This is a genomic window from Prauserella endophytica (assembly GCF_005146945.1).
Classification (GTDB): domain Bacteria; phylum Actinomycetota; class Actinomycetes; order Mycobacteriales; family Pseudonocardiaceae; genus Prauserella_A; species Prauserella_A endophytica.
The window spans coordinates 1-16,607 of the sequence record NZ_SWMS01000057.1; the positions used below are offsets into that span (position 1 = coordinate 1).

Consider the following 16,607-nt stretch of genomic DNA (forward strand, 5'->3'; position numbering starts at 1 on the left):
CGAGCTCCGCCAGCTCGAGCACTTCGCCACCAAGGCACAGGCTCGTCGCCGGATACCGGCCTGGATCGAGAAGTCAAGCAGCGCTTCGTCGTCGAGGGCCCGACGCGAGGGTGACTCGCGTCCCGCCAGTCGTAGTAGGTCGAGGCGGGGATGCCCAGGACCCGGAGTATGAGACAGGCCGGGAAGCCATGTGTGTCGATGAAGCTCAAGACCGCCTCCGGGTCGGGCCGATCTCGCTGGCGAAATAGGCGCTTGCCGCGCAGGACCTCGTTGACCCGCCGCAGCTCAGCGTTCTCGGCCGCCAGCCGCCGGTTCTCAGCCACCACGTCCGTGCTCGGCCGGTCATCGCGCTCGCCAGCGGCCGACCTCGGCCGGCCGGACCCAGTTCCGCAGGGCCTCGAGGTGCACGTTCAACTGCCAGCCGCCTGAACGACGGCCGCGGGTCGGACTCCCGATACAGCCGAACCGCCCGTTCCCGCAGCTCATCGGGGTACTTCCTCGGTTCTACAAACAGAGCCTCCTACCCAGTCCCAACCAGAAAACCAGCCTTCAAAGACTCCGGAAAAGCGGGGGACCTCATGACCACAGATGGAGTTGGATCATGTGTGCGCCTCCCTTCCGACGTCGCGGCGTGCTGCAGGGTCTGGTAAGCCGCTAGGCGTTGATGCACTTACGCTCGTCAGTGGACGGAGAGGGGCTGGTCGACTCCCTGATCTTCAGAGATACCGTTGACGGAGGGGGAGGGGCCGGATCGGCGCCGTCAATCATGCCAAGCAGCAGCTTGGTGGCCTGAATGCCCATCTCCCGAGCGGGCTGTCGGACGGTGGTGAGAGCCGGAGTGAGGAGGGAAGCGAACGGTAGGTCATCGAACCCGACCACCGAGACGTCCTCCGGCACCCGCAGGCCAGCGCGGCGACAGTAGGACAGGGCCCCAATTGCCATGAGGTCGTTCGCGCAGATTAAAGCAGTGGGCCGATCGTCCGCCGGGCGGCTAAGGATCTCGGCAGCCAGCTGCTCGCCCGACGACATCCTGTAGTCACCTGCGAGCACGGGGATGCCGTCGGGATCCAGTCCGGCGGCGACGATGGCCTCGCGGTAGCCCGAGAGGCGCTGTTCGGCCGTCCAGAGCTCGAGCGGACCGCCAAGGATGGCTAGGCGCTCGTGCCCGAGCGAGGTGAGGTGGGCGGCGATCTCCCTCGCTCCCCGGCGGTTCTGCGAGACCACAGACGGCAGGTTGAATCCAGGGAGCTTTTCGTCCACGAGGACGACAGGGCCGACCCGGGTCAACTCGACCAGAGCCTCCATTCGCGTCTCTGATCCGGAGAGGTAGATGAGCCCGTCGAGGCGCTGACTGCGTAGCAGCCTGCTGTTCCAGGACTCGCCGCCACCGGTTGCTTCCGGTGTGCAGAACACCACCAAGACGTCCTTCTCGGACGCGGCTTGCTCCACTCCCTCGGCAATCAGCGCAAAGTACTGGTTCACAAGGTCGGGGACAACGAGGCCTACGGTGGCCACGCTATGGCGCTTGAGGTTGCGAGCAGACTCGTTGGGCAAATAGCCCAGCGCGCGGACAGCCTCCAGCACCCGTGCACGCCGGTCGGCCGCAACGGGCCCGCTGTCGTTGACCACGTAACTGACCGTGCTGACCGCAACTCCTGCCCGCTCAGCAACGTCCTTCATCGTGGGCCTGCGTGTCGGCATGGCTCCCGAATTCCGGGTCAAGGTCCCCCCCCACGTGTCGTCATGCGGCACTTCGTTCACGTCGCGAAGGGTAACCATAGCGGATTCCGGCTCAGGGATAGAACGCTTTCCAGAACGACTGCTGCAACTCTCTGGCCTAGGCTGGCGCGCGTTGTGGCGCAGCGTCCCCGATGTCGCGGGTGGCCCGGATCCGTCGGTCTATATGCGTCGTCGCTACACATGCTAGGTTCGGGCGCTGGCCGCTGAGGTGACCTGGGCCCGCAAGCCATGCCGGGCACGAGGGATGTGCCCAGCGAATCGAGAGCTCGACCGCCGTCAGGTCCTCTGGCCGGGCAGAGCAGGTCCTAACCTGGTCCCTTGCGGCCGATCGAAACTCCCCGTTTACAGAGCCCATCTACCGCTGATACAGTCCGCCGCTAGAAAGGTTTCTATCCACTGGACCAACGGTCTGATCAGCGAAGGTCGCGATTTCAGGCTGCATGCCTCGCGCTGTCATAGAATCGTTAATAGTCCGCTGGCGACTACCCCAGTCGCGGGGCGACCGAGAGGAAGGACAAAGATGTCCCTGGGCGATCAGTTCGACAACATCATCGTCAACACTGACAACTACAAGCACTGCCACTACTCGCTGTACCCGCCGGGCACCGAGTACATCTCGTCGTACATCGAGTCCCGCGGGGGCCAGTTCCCCGTCACGATGTTCGTCGGGCTCCAAGCCTTCATCCGGGACTACCTCATGCGCCCCGTGACGCTTGAGGATGTCGATGAGGCCGAGTACCTCATGCGCGAGCAGGGGATGCACTTCAACCGCGACAACTGGGTAGGCATCATCAACGACCACGACGGCTATCTGCCCGTCGAGATCGAGGCGATCCCCGAGGGCACCGTGCTGCCCACCAACAACGTGCTCGTGCAGCTCATCAACACTGACCCGAAGTATTACTGGGTGACCAGCTTCTTCGAGACCGCCCTGCTGAGGGCGGTGTGGTACCCGACCACGATCGGCACCCTGAGCTGGCTGTGCAAGCAGGTGATCCGCACCGCCCTGGAGCGCACTTCCGACAACGAGGGAGCGCTCCGGCACATGCTTCACGACTACGGCGCACGGGGGGTCAGCTCGCAGCAGTCCGCCGCACTTGGTGGCATGGCGCACTTGGTAAACTTCAGCCAGAGCGACACCACCCCAGGCATCCTCGCGGCCAAGCGCTGGTACAACGCCGTGGCTCCATCGAACTCCGGCCCCAACTCCGAACACGCCGGCTTCACTGCCTGGGGGCGAGACTTCGAGGTCGACGCCATCCGAAACATGCTCGAGACCTACCGCGACTACGGCTTCGCGCTAGTCTTGACCGACACCTACGACCACGAGCACTGCGTCAAGAAGATCCTCGGCGGCGAGCTGAAGGAATTGATCAAGAACTTCCCCGGCCTGGTGGGCGCGCGCCCCGACTCCGGCGACGTCGTCCAGGTCACCTCCGACACCATCGAGTGGCTCATGGACGCCTTCGGCTACGAAGTCAACAGCAAGGGCTTCAAGATCCTCCCTCCGTTCATCCGAGTGGTGCAGGGCGACGGCGTCACCGGCGAGAGCCTCCGGGCGATCTTCATCGAGATGGAGCGCCGCGGCCTGGCGGCCGACAACGCCGTCTTCGGCATGGGCGGCGGCCTCCTCCAGCACGTCAATCGCGACACCAACAACTTCGCACAGAAGGCAAACGCCGTTTGCGTCAACGGTGAGTGGCGCGACATCTCCAAGCAGCCCACCGGGGCCAGCTTCAAGACGTCCAAGGCCGGGCGGCTCGCCCTCATCCTGGAGGACGGTGAGTACAAGACCGTACCGCGCGACTCCGTCAGCCCCGAGAAGAACCTGCTCAAGCCCGTCTTCCACAACGGAAAGCTGTTGAAGAAGTGGGACTTCTCTGAGTTGATCGCTGCTAGTGAGGCGCCGGTGCCGCAGGAATGGTACCGCGATTACATCGCGCCAATGCTCACCGGACCCGCACCGGCACCCGCCGGCGCGGCCGTCAACTGAACCACTGACCCACGGGGCACTCATGAAGCAGCCCACGGCATCGTGGTCTTTCCCGACGCCGCGGACTGCCGCGCCGAGCGCCCCGGGCTTTAGTCCTACGGCCCCCTTGGACGTTAGCGAACAAGAGTTGAGGAAAACACGATGGCAATGAAGTTCTGGGTTACGGCGCCGTTCTTTTATCCGGACATGACCCGGCCCTGGTCCGAGGTTTTGGACAGCATGCTCAGGATCGTCGATGCCGCTGAGGAGTTCGGCTTCGAGGGGATCACGATCAACGAGAACCAGTTCCAGAACTACGTAGCCAATCCCTCGGCGATGATGTTCGCAGCGGTCGCGGCTCAGCGGACCAAGCGGCTGCGGATCGTCCCGGGTGTGGTCGTCCTGCCGGCTTACAACCCGCTCCTGGTCGCTTCTGAGATGAGCCTGCTGGATCATCTCGCGCCAGGTCGGATCGGCATCGGCGTGGCACGCGGTGGGAGCAGGTTCCAACTCGATCGGCTCGGGGTGAAGCCGGAGAACCAGCGGGCAATGTACGAAGAAGGGTTGGAGATCGTCCGTCGTCTCTTCACCGAGGATGACGTGTCCCATGACGGCCAGTTCTATTCGTTCCCGCCGACGACCCTGGTCCCAAAGCCGGCGACGAAGCCACATCCTGACATCTGGGTCGCATCGCAGAGCAACGCGGGTGTTCGCCGGGTCGCCCAGCAGGGCTTAAATCTGATCACGGCGCCGAACTACGGCAACTTCGAGCCCTACGGCGACCTTGAGGAGCTCATCGGGAGTTACAACGACGAGATCGAAAAGACCGGGAACCCTCGCGGCGAGGTCATGGTGCTCCGCCACACCTGGATCGGTCGTACCGAGGAGGAAGCGTTGGAGTACTTCGATGACGTCGTGAACGAATACAACTACTACATGGCCCTGGTCAAGGGTCCCGGCACGGTCGACACGAAGGAAGAGCGGCTCGCCACTCGCGATGTTGGCGAGAGCCGTGACTACGTGCACCGCGGGAAGATGACACCTGAGCAGCATTCCTTCGCCAAGGACAACCTGCTGGAGAAGTACGCCGACCCGGTGTTGACCACGCCCGATCGCATGATCGAGCGGTTCAAGTCCTACGAAAAGCTTGGAGTGGACCACCTGGCATGCCTCATCGCAGTCGGTCAGCCCACCGACGCGATCGTCAAGAACATGAAGATGATGGCTGAAGAGGTCCTTCCCGCGTTCGCGGACTAGCACCCTTCGGGTGGCCAAGTGCGCCTGAGCGAGACCAGCCGTGGGCATCCACCCGTCAATTGCTGTGAAGGCTCAGAACTCGAAGACCGCAGAGGAGATCAACAAGGTGATTTACGAGGTTCGCGAGTACGTCCCGGCGGCGGGTCGTTTCCGAGATGTCGTCGACCTGTTCACGTCAGTGGTGGTGCCGCTGTTCAGGAAGCACGGGATGGAGATGACGCAGGTGGGTTGCACCACCATCGGTGACAACTCCTTCAATGAGCTCGTCTACACGATGCGGTTCTCCGACCTTGCTGAGCTGGAGCGCAAGTGGGGGACGTTCCTTGCGGACCCTGATTGGGCATCAGCACTGGCCAGTCGCGAGGAGAACGGCCCGCTATACCAGGCCATCCGTCGGCGGGTAATCGACTCCACGCTCTTCGAGGGGGTTCTGGATCACGCTGTGTGACGACGAGTCACCGGGGCCACCGCGTCCAGTTCCTTGACCACGGGCCCCGCGCCCACCGCCGATTGGGCGCGATCCGATGAAGGGCCGGGTCGGCAATTGATGACAACCACGAGCTCTGCGGTAGCCGAGCAGTTGGAGGCGAAGCATTCCGATGACAACCAAGACGCCCAGCGCGCCGATCTCGAACCCGGGGCAGTTCTACATTGACGGGCAGTGGGTCAATCCTTCGACGACCCACACGATCGACGTGATCGAAGCGGCGACGGAGGAGCTGTTTTTCACTGTCGCTGAGGCCGAAGCGGCGGATGTCGCGCGGGCGGTGGGAGCGGCACGGCGGGCGTTCGACGACGGTCCGTGGCCACGGATGTCGCCGAGCCGGCGGGCGGAGTTCCTGCGCGCCATCGCTCAGGCTGCAGCCAAGCGCTCCGATGACCTGGTCCAGCTGTGGCCCCGTGAGACGGGGATCATCGCCCGTATCGTGCCGGCCGTCCTGGAGGAGGTCCCTGCGGCGTTCAACTACTACGCTGATCTGGCCGATCGGTATCCGTTCGAGCAGGAGGTGCCCACCAGCTCGGGCGAAGGCTTCGGGATGATCGTCGGGGAGCCCGTAGGCGTCGTGGGGGCGATCATTCCGTGGAACACCCCGATGCACCTGGCCGCCTGGAAGCTGGCGCCCGCGCTGCTCGCCGGGTGCACGGTGATCGTCAAGGCGTCACCGGAGGCGCCGGGCGCTGCGTATGTCATCGCGGAGATCGCTGAACAGGTCGGCCTCCCCCCCGGTGTGGTAAACGTGCTCACCGCCGACAGGGAGGCCTCTGAAGCGCTGGTGACCGATCACCGCGTGGACAAGATCACCTTCACCGGGTCTACGGCGGTTGGGAAGAGGATCGCGGGGATCATGGCGGAGCGCATCGGGCGGTACACCCTCGAGCTGGGAGGCAAATCGGCGGCGGTCGTCCTCGACGACATGGACATTGCCGAGGCGGCCGACAGCCTGACCGGGGGCGCGTGCTTTGTCTCCGGCCAGATCTGTGCGTCGCTGACTCGGATTATCGTGCCTCGCCATCGGCACGACGAGATGCTCGAGGCGCTCGCCGAGCGGTTCTCTCGGGTCAAGGTGGGGAACCCGTTCGACCCCAGCGTCCAGATGGGGCCGCTGGCCTCTCGGCGACAGCGTGAGCGGGTCGAGAGCTATGTCCAGATCGGCAAGGACGAAGGGGCTACCCTCGCGTTCGGCGGTAACCGACCCAAGGACCTCGACCGGGGCTGGTTCATTGAGCCGACTGTCTTCGGGAATGTGGACAACTCCTCCCGGATCGCCCAAGAGGAGATCTTCGGGCCCGTGATCTCAGTCATCGCCGCTGCTGACGAGGAAGACGCGATCCGGATCGCCAATGACTCTGTGTTCGGTCTCAATGCTTCGGTGTTCACCTACGACGCGGACCGTGCTCGCGAGGTAGCCAGGTGCCTGCGCGTAGGGACAGTGGGGCAGAACGGCAACCGGGCGGACTTCGGGATCGGCTTCGGCGGCTTCAAGCAGTCTGGTGTCGGCCGAGAGGGCGGCGTCGCCGGCCTTCTGCCGTACCTCGAAAACAAGACCGTAGTGCTCGATCAGAAGCCGCGGTTCTCCTCGTCCGAAGGGCAGTACTGAAGGTGAACACATCCGCTGAGGCTACCGCGGTGGGCTGCCTCCATGTCTTCGACATGGACGGCACCCTCCTGAGGAGCACCGCCACGATCGAGCTGGCTCGCCAGATGGGCCAACTCGAGGCCGGGCAGGAAATCGAGAGGCTGTGGCGCGAGGAGACGGTCTCCGACACCGACTTCTGGTTGAAGCTCCTCGACATCTGCAAGGACGCATCCCCTGCCGACTTCGACGATGCCTTTCAGAGCTCGCCCTGGATGGAAGGTGTCGCCGAAACCTTCGAGGACATTCGATCTCGCGGTGAGGACGTGATCGTGATCTCCCAGTCGCCGACGTTCTTCGTCCGCAGGCTGGAGCTTTGGGGCGCCAACGAGACCTACGGCTCGGCTGTTGAGTTGGGCAGCCCGCTGGAGAACTCAGCCACGCTAATGCCAGAGGAGAAGGTGGCAATCACCAAGTCGGCTCTCGCTGCTCGCAACCTGAGCGCCGATGAGTGTGTGGTCTACGGGGACTCATCCAGCGACGTGGAGCTGTTCATGACGTTCCCGCACTCGGTCGCGGTGAACCCGACGCCCGTCTTGGCGCCCCTGGCTGCGAAGACCTACCTCGGGATCGACATTCGCGAGGCGCACGCGCTGGGTCGCCAGCTCCTCGCCACATCAACCAGAAACTAGTTCGCGCAAGGGAGTTCAAGCTGATGAGCACCATCGGGTCGCCGCTCAGGGTTCTGTTCGTGGGGGAGTCGTGGGTGAAGCACACGATCCACATGAAGGGCTTCGACCAGTTCCACTCGACCGAGTACGAGGAGGGCGCGGGCTTCTTCCTCGGCTGCCTGGATGACGCTGGGTTCGATGTCACCTACGTCCGGGGCCACGAGATCACCTTGCGGTTCCCCCGCTCGCCGGAGGAAATCGACGAGTTCGACGTAGTCGTCATCTCTGACATCGGATCCAACTCCTTCCTGCTGCCGGATGAAACGTTCCTGCGATCGGAGAGGTCGCCAAACCGGCTTGGTCTGGTTGCGGATTACGTCAAGCGAGGTGGCGGGCTGGTCATGGTCGGGGGGTATCTTTCCTTCACCGGGATCGATGGCAAGGGCCGCTTCGGCATGAGCCCGCTCGCCGATCCGCTGCCTGTGGCCATGCTCCCGTACGACGACCGTGTCGAGAGGTCGGAGGGGGTCGAGGTGGAGGTCTGCCAGCCCGATCACCCGGTCCTGGGTGGCACGCCGCCTGAATGGCCCCACCTTCTCGGCTACAACAAGCTCATCGCGAAGCCGGACGCCACCGTCGTGGCGCGAGTGGGTGAGGACCCGATGTTGGTCGTGGGCGAGTACGGTGACGGCAGGACCGCGGCGTTTGCCTCCGATCTTGCTCCACACTGGGCACCTCAGGAGTTCCTGGACTGGCCGCACTACGGCGAGATGTGGACGGCGATGCTCTCGTGGACCGCACAGGCGCAGGAAGCGCCGGTGCTCGCGGAAAAGGTGTCGTGAGCTTGAGCGACGGTGCGCAGTCGGCTGGATCAGGCATGAGCGGGCGCCTCCTCGTCGTCGGGGCGCTGAATGTCGACATGGTCGTCGCCGCCTCCAGGCTTCCCGGACCAGGGGAGACCGTGGTGGGGGCGGACTTGCAGCGTCACGGCGGCGGGAAGGGCGGCAACTCCGCTGTCGCGGCGGTGCGCTCAGGTGCCGATGTCCGCTACGTCGGCGCCGTGGGGCCTGACGAGTTCGGAGTGGCTGCGTTGGCCGAGCTGCGTGCCGAAGGGATCGACGTCAGCGATGTCGTGATCAAGGAGGGGTCCACTACTGGAGCTGCGCTCATTGTCGTGGATCCCTCCGGGGAGAACCAGATCGCCGTAGCTGGCGGCGCAAATGCGGCGGTGAGCGCTCGGGACGTGAGGGCCGCGATCGAGCGAGCGAGCGGGTGGCCGGGGTGCGTTCTGGTCAGTACGGAGATCTCTGTCATGGCAGTTGTCACCGCAGTCGAGGCCGCCACCGCACAGGGGTGGCTGTGTGTGCTCAACCCGGCCCCTGTCGTCCCCGGCATCCAAGAGCTCCTCAAGCTCGCCCCAATCATCACCCCGAACCAGGGCGAGCTGCGAGACCTCTATCGTCTGCTTGGTGAGCCCGGAGACCCGCCGGTGGAGATGATGGCGGCTGCGGTGGCATCCCACACGAGAGCGCCGGTGGTAGTCACGCTGGGCGCCGACGGCGTGCTGTTGTGTGGTGCTGACGGAGTCAGCACCCGGATCCCGGCTTGGTCGGCACGTCGGGTGGTCGATACCACCGGCGCTGGGGACACCTTCAACGGCGTGTTCGCCGCCAGCTTGGCAGCGGGAACGGACGTCGCCGGCGCGGCGCGTCGCGGCGTGGCTGCTGCGGCGTTGTCGGTTGAGTTGGCGGGCGCGCGCACGGGCATGCCGAGTGCGGCAATGATCAACGCCGTCTTGGCGACCGCAGAAAGCAGCGCGGGGACGTGATGGTGGTCGAACCCGCAGCGTCTCCCCTTTTTCTGACCGATGTCGAAAGGTTTCTACGTCGTGAATCTGACCACTGACAGAGGAAGGTCGGATGCGCCCTCGGGCGTCCGTAATCCGCACTGGCGGAGTGGCGAGCTCATGAACGCGTCGTTGCAGGCAAATTGGGGCAGGCGGCTGATGGTGTTCTCCGGCCGGTCCAACGCGCCATTGGCGGGTGCCATCGCCGAGCTTCTTCAGATCGAGCTTGGCAAGGTGACCCTTAAGACGTTCTCCAGTGGAGAGGTCTACAGCAGGTTCGACGAATCAATCCGCGGAGCGGATGTCTTCATCGTTCAGCCGATGTGCGCGAACCCGGAGACGGGTGTCAATGCGAACGACTCGCTCCTGGAGCTCCTGGTAATGGTGGACGCCGCCGTCGGTGCGAGCGCACACCGCGTGATCGCAGTGACTCCGTGGTATGGCTACTCGCGGCAGGACAAGAAGTCGGCTCCGCGCGAGCCGATCTCGGCTCGCATGGTGGCTCGCGCACTTGAGGCGACGGGTGTTGACCGCGTGCTGACGATGGACCTGCACGCCGGCCAGTTGCAGGGGTTCTTCGGTATCCCGGTCGACCACATGACGGCCGTGGGCATCCTCAGTGACCACTTCGCCGGCCTCGACGACGACCTGGTGATCGTCGCCCCGGACTCGGGTCGGGTGAAGCTCAACAAGCAGTTCGCCACCCAGATCGGGGCCGGCCTGGCCATCCTGGACAAGGAGCGGCCGCAGCAGCAGGTCGCCGAGATCACCACCGTCATCGGCGATGTCCGCGGGAAGACCGCCATCGTGATCGACGACATCATCGACACCGCCGGCACGCTGTGCGCGGCAGGAGAGGCGCTCAAGCACGCGGGTGCTCGACGAGTGCTCGCCGCGGCGACCCACGGGGTCTTCAGCGGGCCTGCATACGAACGTCTTGCTGCGTCGCCTTTCGAGCAAGTCGTCGTCACCGACACGATCCCGCTCCGCGCAGATGCTCCCGACAAGATCAAGGTGCTGTCATGTGCCCCGCTGCTCGCGGACTCGATCAGCAGCATCTTCACCGACGACTCCGTGAGCGCTGTCTTCGGCGGAAAGAACCACACCTTCTAAGGGGATAGGAATGTCAGATCCAGCGTTCTTCCAGGGCTCGCGATGACTCCCGGCGACATCGCCATCGAAGGCGGCTGGGTATGGTCGGGGCCGGGCCAGCATCACAGCGACGGACTCGTTCACATCCGGGCAGGCACGGTGGTCTACGCAGGGCCGCGGGGAGAGGGCAGGGTTCCCCCGGGGACTCCCCGGCTCGACGCTGCAGGTTGCACCGTCCTGCCCGGCCTGATCGACGCCCACGTCCACCTGACGACCAACTCCGATCACCACCACGTAGTTGCGAGCGATGTCTTCCGCGGCCAGGTGAGCAAGCCAGCCAAGCTGCTGCACGGGCTGCGCAACGCCCACCGAGCGCTCGCCGCCGGATTCACGACGCTGCGGGTCATGGGGCACCGCGGCGCCGGAGAGACCGAGCTTCGCGACTTCGTCGATGACGGCTTGGCGGTCGGACCTCGTTTGGTGGTCGCTCCGTGGTGGATCACCATGACTAACGGTCACGGCGATCTGTTCTACCCGCCGTACACACCACGGGAACAGTGGGACACGGCAGATGGCATCGAGGAGTGCCGCAAGCTCGTGCGCCTCCACGCACGGGCTGGTGCGGACTTCATCAAGGTGATGGCCAGCGGAGGGATGTCGAAGGGCGAACGGCCGAGCTGGCCCAACTACAGCATCGCCGAGCTGGCCACCATCGTCGAGACTGCCCACGAGCTGGACCTACGGGTCGCAGCGCACGCACTGTCTGCCGAAGGCATCCGGCGCAGCCTTGCGGCAGGTGTCGACTCCATCGAGCACGGTTCGTATCTCGACGAGGAGATGGCGACCGAGATGGCCGAACGCGGGACCTTCCTCGTCCCCACCATGTCCTTCAACGACTGGTGCCAACGGGAGGGGACACTCCGAGGTCTGACCGCCCAAGGGGTGGCTGACCTCAGCGAAGCACACGACCGCACGCTGAAGTCGTTCGCACTGGCACGCGAGGCCGGGGTCAACGTGGCGATGGGCACCGACTCCTCGGGCACGCTGTGCCCGTTCGGCGCGCACGCTCGCGAGCTCGAGCTGTACGTCCAGCACGGCATGTCCGCAGAAGAAGCGATCACCACCGCTACGACGAACGCAGCATCGCTGCTGGACCGACCGGATCTTGGCTCACTGCGGACCGGCGCCGTCGGCGATGTCGTCGTAGTCGAGGGAGACGTGCTCACCGACATCGGTCGCCTGGCCCAGCCCTCCAACATCAGGCACGTCGTGCGGGCCGGGCGTGAGCTCAGCGGGTATCTGCGAGCCGTATCGGAGGCGCTCGACCTTCAGGAAGCGGAGCACCCGACCAGGGCCGAGGATTCCTGATCGAACGACCACCACAAATTCATCGAGAACGGTGCCAGCGAGACGGTGATGCCGACCAGCCGGGCTCGAACAACACAGCACGGTGTAACCACGAAAGAAGGAGAAAGAGAGCAATGGCTCACATCGAAGCATCATTCTTCAAGAGTCGTTTCGACGACGAGACGTTCGGCGCGAAGATGGTCGAGGCGCTGACGCAGGCAGTCGGCTCCGTCCTCGGGGAGGACGCGGCAAACGACACAGCCATCATCCTCCACAGTATCGAGCCCTCCCGCTGGGGCTACCGCGGCAAGCTGCTGGGCTGACCAGCCACGACCCTGCTGACGGAGTTGTGGCCGCCCGCGGCCTGGGGCCGGCGACGAGTGCTGGCCGACGACATGCACGTCGGCCAACACCGCGCCGGTGCGCGAACTCTCACCGTGATCTGGAGACAACGATGACCGATACCACCTTCGCGGTTCACGCGATGTCGGGTGGACGGCGTCCGATGAGGGCGCAGTCTTCATCACCGATGTCGCACTCTGGCTGGATTGCTCGATCGAGGAGGTCCTGCCCGGTGGTGATCACGAGATCGTCCTTTTCCGAGTGGGCACGTTCGAAAGCTTCGACGGTGTCTCACCCCTCGTCTTCCACGGCAGCAAGTTTCGTGAGCTGGTGATCTGAATGTCTTTGACATCGTCAGCGGCGGCCCAGTCCTGGGCCGCCTGGCCTTCAGGAGCGTCGCGGCTGACGACTCGCCGTCCCGCTGTCCCGCATGTGCCGACTCACGGAAGGGGAAAAGCCGTGGACGGAACGGCCGCGGTCGAGGCGGCCATAGCTGATTTCGCCGCCGGGCGACCAGTGATAGTGGTCGACGATGAAGACCGCGAGAACGAAGGCGACCTGATCTTCGCCGCCCAGTTCGCCACCGCAGAGCTGGTCGCGTTCACCGTCCGCCACACGTCCGGATACATTTGCGTGTCGCTGACGGAAGAGGATGCGGACCGTCTCGACCTGCCGCCGATGGTCCATACCAACCAGGATCGGCGGGGGACCGCCTACGCGATCACGGTCGATGCGAAGCACGGGATCTCGACCGGGATCTCGGCAAGCGACCGTGCGAGAACCATTCGCAGCCTCGCTGATCCGGCGTCAAGCAGCGGCGACTTCAGCCGGCCCGGTCACGTCGTCCCGTTGCGTGCCAGGCCCGGCGGAGTGTTGCGCCGGACGGGGCACACCGAGGCGGCCGTCGACCTGGCCGTGCTCGCGGGTCTCGCCCCGGTGGCGGCGCTGTGCGAGATCGCCAGTGAAGACAACCCAGTCGAGATGGCCCGCGGCCCGGAGCTGCAGCGCTTCGCGGAAGAACACGACCTGAGGATGATCTCGATTGCCGATCTGATCGCCTATCGGTGGCGGGTCGAGAAACTGGTCGAACGCGTTGCCTCGGCCCGTCTCCCTTTGATGGCGGGGCGGTTCACCGCGATCGGCTATTTGTCCCTCCACGACGAGCGTGCGCATATCGCATTCGTCTGCGGCGACTTGTCCGACGGCGAGGACGTGCTCGTCCGCGTGCATTCCGAGTGCCTCACCGGTGACGTCTTCCGGTCGCTGCGCTGCGACTGCGGTCCCCAGCTGGATGCTGCCCTGTCGGCGGTCGCGCGGGAGGGCCGAGGTGTCGTGCTGTACATGCGGGGCCACGAGGGACGGGGGATAGGGCTGCTGCATAAGCTGCAGGCCTACCAGCTGCAGGAGTTGGGCGCGGACACCGTCGACGCCAATCTGGAGCTCGGCCTGCCCGCGGACTCCCGCGACTACGGCACCGGGGCACAGATTCTCAGCGACCTCGGGATCCGTTCTGTGCGCCTGCTGACTAACAGTCCCGCCAAACGCGTGGGGCTCGAAGGCTGCGGATTGAAGGTGCTCGGTCAGGTGCCGCTGCCGGTGCAGGCGACCCCCGAGAACATCCGTTACCTGGAGACCAAGCGGGATCGGATGGGGCATGACCCGAAGCTGATCCTCGACGCCGGCGGAATCGCCCAGTGACCCGAGGAGCCGATATGGGTGAGCACGTCCTGTGCATGGTCAGAGGTGTTGTCGTCATCGGGGCGCAGCGCGGGCGAAAGCTGGGATTTCCCACCGCCAAGGTGGATCCGGGCCCCGTGTCGCCGGTGTTGCCGCCTACAGCTACAGCACGACCTCGTCCACGTCCCGCAGGCGACGCTGGCGCTTCTTGACGATCGTTGGCTCGAATGTGGATTCCCGGTCACGTGGCACGTCGATCTCGACCTCGCCCACAGCATCCGAAACCACGGTCTTCTTCCGTGATCCGTTCCGAATATTTATGGACTCCCGACCCGAATCGACACGGTCCTTCTCGTGCCCGAGGTGGTCGGTCACCTCCTCGTTCAGCGCTGTTTCCAGCACGTTCTCCGTGAAGAGTTTCAACAGCCCGTCCGGGCCGGTCAGCTCCAGCCCACGTTGCCGCGCCTCGGCCACCATCGCCGCCGCAGCGGCCTGCTCCCGCGACAACCCGGATTCCGACTTCTTGATCTCCTTCTCTGTGCCCACGGCGTCAGATCACAGTGCCCATCCCGCCGTACCTCAGCCCGGCGTGTCGGGCCAGAAACACCGCTCACGACACAGCCCCTCAGCAGGATCGGCGGGTCGGGTTGCTGCGAGAAGCGCTCCTCGATCTCCTCGTCCAGCTCGGCGATGTCGGCGTCGGTCGCCATGATTTGCTCGGCCAACCGGCCGACGAGCCGGGCGCCCATCGTCTGGGTGTGTTGGGCACGGGCGGCTTCCACGGCCTTGGCCGCGACTGCATCGACACCGCGTGCCCCGCGCTTCTTGACCCAGCAGGTCCTCTCCCCCGTTACCTTTTTCGTAGTTCCTGATCAAGGAGCTGTGGTCGCCAGGTTCGGTATGACTGATGCCCCCAGTCGAGTCCATGATCCGGGGGGTGGTGTCGCCGGGCCTGGTGGCATCGAGGGACCGCTGAATAGGGACACGGCCGCCTTCGGGTAGGTCTCGTCGTAACGTGGGTGCCGGCCATCGATGCTCGACCGGCGACCACCCGCGACGGACGAAGGACGTGGTGGATGACCAACGGTTATGGCGTGTTCCTGGGGTTGGACGTCGGCAAAGGCAACCATCACGCCGTCGGCCTGGACCCGGCAGGGAAGCGGCTGCACGACGGGCCACTGCCCAACAGCGAACCCAAGCTGCGAACGTTGTTCGACACGCTCGCCGCCCACGGGCCGCTGCTGGTCGTGGTCGATCAACCGGCCACGATCGGCGCGCTACCGGTCGCGGTCGCCCGCGCCTGCGGGCACCAGGTGGCCTACCTGCCCGGCCTGGCGATGCGCCGCATCGCCGACCTCTACCCCGGCACCGCCAAGACCGACGCCCGGGACGCGTTCATCATCGCCGATGCCGCCCGCAGCCTGCCGCACACGCTGCGCCAGGTCGATGTCGGTGACGACGCCCTTGCCGAGCTGGAGGTGCTGGTCGGGTTCGACGATGACCTGGCCGGTGAGGCCACCCGCCTCGGCAACCGCATCCGCGGCCTGCTCACCGGCATCCACCCCGCCCTGGAACGCGTCCTAGGACCCCGCATCACACACGCGGCCGTGCTGGAGATCCTCTCCCGCTGCGGCGGCCCGGCCGGGATCCGCACAACCGGACGCCGCAAACTGAGCGCCATCGCGACCAAGCACGCACCTCGCATGGGCGCCAAGCTGGTCGAGAGCATCCTCGCCGCGCTGGACGAGCAGACCGTGACCGTCCCCGGCACGGCGGCCGCCGACACCGTGCTCCCACGGCTCGCCGACAGCCTGAAAGCCGTGCTGGCACAACGGAAACAGGTCGCCACGGAGGTGGAGGAGATCCTCGATGCACACCCTCTTGCCGGGGTCCTGACCTCCATGCCCGGCATCGGGGTCAGGACCGCGGCCCGCATCCTGCTCGAAATCGGCGACGCCTCCGCCTTCAAATCCTCGGCACACCTCGCCGCCTACGCCGGGATCGCCCCCGTCACCCGCACCTCCGGCAGCTCGATCAAGGGCGAACACCCCGCCCGCACCGGCAACCGCAAGCTCAAACGGGCGTTCTTCCTGGCCGCCTTCGCCGCCCTGCACGACCCGACCAGCAGGGCCTACTACGACCGCAAGAGAACCGAGGGCAAGAAACACAACGCCGCCCTCATCTGCCTGGCCCGCCGCCGCTGCGACGTACTGCGGCAATCCCTTGAAACCGTAGAGACGTGAATTTGTGGTTCTTGGAGCCCCCCTCGTGGCTTCCCGCTCGCTGCTTGTGGGCGGCGCCCGCAACCGGGGTCAAGGCCGGCCGGAGGCCGCCCGGAGGGGTGGGCCTTGACGCCGGTGAGGACGACGTCATCCTCGGGCGCTGGGGGAGCCGAGACAGCACGAGGTGGCCGCCCGTCCTTCGGGCTGGTGGTCGATGTGATCCGCGCCAGCTGGTGCTCGAAGGCGACCGGTGAGCACATCCCGAGTGAGGAGTGCCGCCGGTCGTAGTTGTACTCCTCGATCCAGGCCGGTATCCGGCGACGAGCCTGTGCCTTGGTGGCGAAGTGCTCGAGCTGGCGGAGCTCG

16 protein-coding genes and 1 pseudogene are annotated in these 16,607 nt (G+C 65.3%); 14 read left to right on the plus strand and 3 right to left on the minus strand.

All coding sequences use genetic code 11. The features are described from left to right. Positions 1 to 654: 654 nt before the first annotated feature. On the minus strand, positions 655 to 1,761 hold the full coding sequence (locus FCN18_RS38315; protein ID WP_228714355.1) for a LacI family DNA-binding transcriptional regulator: 1,107 nt from the start codon (positions 1,759 to 1,761) through the stop codon (positions 655 to 657). A gap of 499 nt (positions 1,762 to 2,260) precedes the next feature. On the opposite strand from FCN18_RS38315, the gene FCN18_RS38320 reads away from it, so the two are divergent. The 13 genes from FCN18_RS38320 to FCN18_RS40995 all read left to right on the plus strand — a co-directional run bounded on the left by FCN18_RS38320 (position 2,261) and on the right by FCN18_RS40995 (position 14,231). After that, on the plus strand, positions 2,261 to 3,733 hold the full coding sequence (locus FCN18_RS38320) for a nicotinate phosphoribosyltransferase (protein WP_137097502.1): 1,473 nt from the start codon (positions 2,261 to 2,263) through the stop codon (positions 3,731 to 3,733). 141 nt (positions 3,734 to 3,874) lie between these two features. Next, complete coding sequence (locus tag FCN18_RS38325) at positions 3,875 to 4,969, plus strand: LLM class flavin-dependent oxidoreductase (protein WP_137097503.1); 1,095 nt, start codon at positions 3,875 to 3,877, stop codon at positions 4,967 to 4,969. 40 nt (positions 4,970 to 5,009) lie between these two features. Then, entirely contained in the window at positions 5,010 to 5,417 is a 408-nt protein-coding gene (locus FCN18_RS38330) for an NIPSNAP family protein (RefSeq protein WP_228714356.1), read from the plus strand. A 151-nt stretch (positions 5,418 to 5,568) separates the two neighbouring features. Next, positions 5,569 to 7,068: an aldehyde dehydrogenase gene (locus FCN18_RS38335; RefSeq protein WP_137097504.1), complete on the plus strand. Its 1,500-nt coding sequence runs from the start codon at positions 5,569 to 5,571 to the stop codon at positions 7,066 to 7,068. A 53-nt stretch (positions 7,069 to 7,121) separates the two neighbouring features. Continuing rightward, positions 7,122 to 7,736, plus strand: coding sequence for an HAD family hydrolase (locus FCN18_RS38340; RefSeq protein ID WP_137097505.1), 615 nt, complete (start codon positions 7,122 to 7,124; stop codon positions 7,734 to 7,736). A gap of 23 nt (positions 7,737 to 7,759) precedes the next feature. After that, positions 7,760 to 8,557, plus strand: coding sequence for a glutamine amidotransferase (locus tag FCN18_RS38345; protein WP_137097506.1), 798 nt, complete (start codon positions 7,760 to 7,762; stop codon positions 8,555 to 8,557). After that, positions 8,554 to 9,543: a ribokinase gene (locus FCN18_RS38350; RefSeq protein WP_206078094.1), complete on the plus strand. Its 990-nt coding sequence runs from the start codon at positions 8,554 to 8,556 to the stop codon at positions 9,541 to 9,543. The genes FCN18_RS38345 and FCN18_RS38350 overlap by 4 nt, the downstream gene beginning before the upstream one ends. 138 nt (positions 9,544 to 9,681) lie before the next feature. Then, a complete protein-coding gene (locus FCN18_RS38355; protein ID WP_137097507.1) occupies positions 9,682 to 10,674 on the plus strand; it encodes a ribose-phosphate diphosphokinase in 993 nt (330 codons plus the stop codon). Between the two features lie 42 nt (positions 10,675 to 10,716). Then, positions 10,717 to 12,021, plus strand: coding sequence for a metal-dependent hydrolase family protein (locus tag FCN18_RS38360; RefSeq protein ID WP_137097508.1), 1,305 nt, complete (start codon positions 10,717 to 10,719; stop codon positions 12,019 to 12,021). A gap of 113 nt (positions 12,022 to 12,134) precedes the next feature. Beyond that, positions 12,135 to 12,323 carry a tautomerase family protein gene (locus FCN18_RS38365; protein WP_137097509.1) on the plus strand — a complete coding sequence of 63 codons (189 nt, stop codon included), beginning with the start codon at positions 12,135 to 12,137 and terminating at the stop codon, positions 12,321 to 12,323. Positions 12,324 to 12,543: 220 nt separating this feature from the next. Further along, positions 12,544 to 12,681 (plus strand): flavin reductase family protein, encoded by a 138-nt coding sequence (locus FCN18_RS40990; RefSeq protein WP_407675817.1) that lies wholly within the window; start codon positions 12,544 to 12,546, stop codon positions 12,679 to 12,681. Between the two features lie 120 nt (positions 12,682 to 12,801). After that, entirely contained in the window at positions 12,802 to 14,040 is a 1,239-nt protein-coding gene (locus tag FCN18_RS38375) for a bifunctional 3,4-dihydroxy-2-butanone-4-phosphate synthase/GTP cyclohydrolase II (RefSeq protein WP_137097510.1), read from the plus strand. 35 nt (positions 14,041 to 14,075) lie between these two features. Next, the gene (locus FCN18_RS40995; protein WP_407675818.1) at positions 14,076 to 14,231 is read left to right on the plus strand and encodes a riboflavin kinase; all 156 of its coding nucleotides are present in this window, start codon (positions 14,076 to 14,078) and stop codon (positions 14,229 to 14,231) included. Here FCN18_RS40995 and FCN18_RS38385 read toward each other — a convergent pair. Beyond that, positions 14,185 to 14,496, minus strand: a pseudogene (locus FCN18_RS38385) (transposase); the annotation flags it as partial. The gene FCN18_RS40995 and the pseudogene FCN18_RS38385 sit on opposite strands and share 47 nt — an antisense overlap. A gap of 599 nt (positions 14,497 to 15,095) precedes the next feature. Between FCN18_RS38385 and FCN18_RS38395 the strand changes: the two are divergent. After that, entirely contained in the window at positions 15,096 to 16,262 is a 1,167-nt protein-coding gene (locus FCN18_RS38395) for an IS110 family RNA-guided transposase (protein WP_137097512.1), read from the plus strand. On the opposite strand, the gene FCN18_RS41000 is transcribed toward FCN18_RS38395, so the two are convergent. Next, positions 16,154 to 16,607: integrase core domain-containing protein (locus tag FCN18_RS41000; protein ID WP_137097513.1), on the minus strand; the 454-nt coding region annotated here is incomplete at its 5' end. The two genes, FCN18_RS38395 and FCN18_RS41000, sit on opposite strands and share 109 nt — an antisense overlap.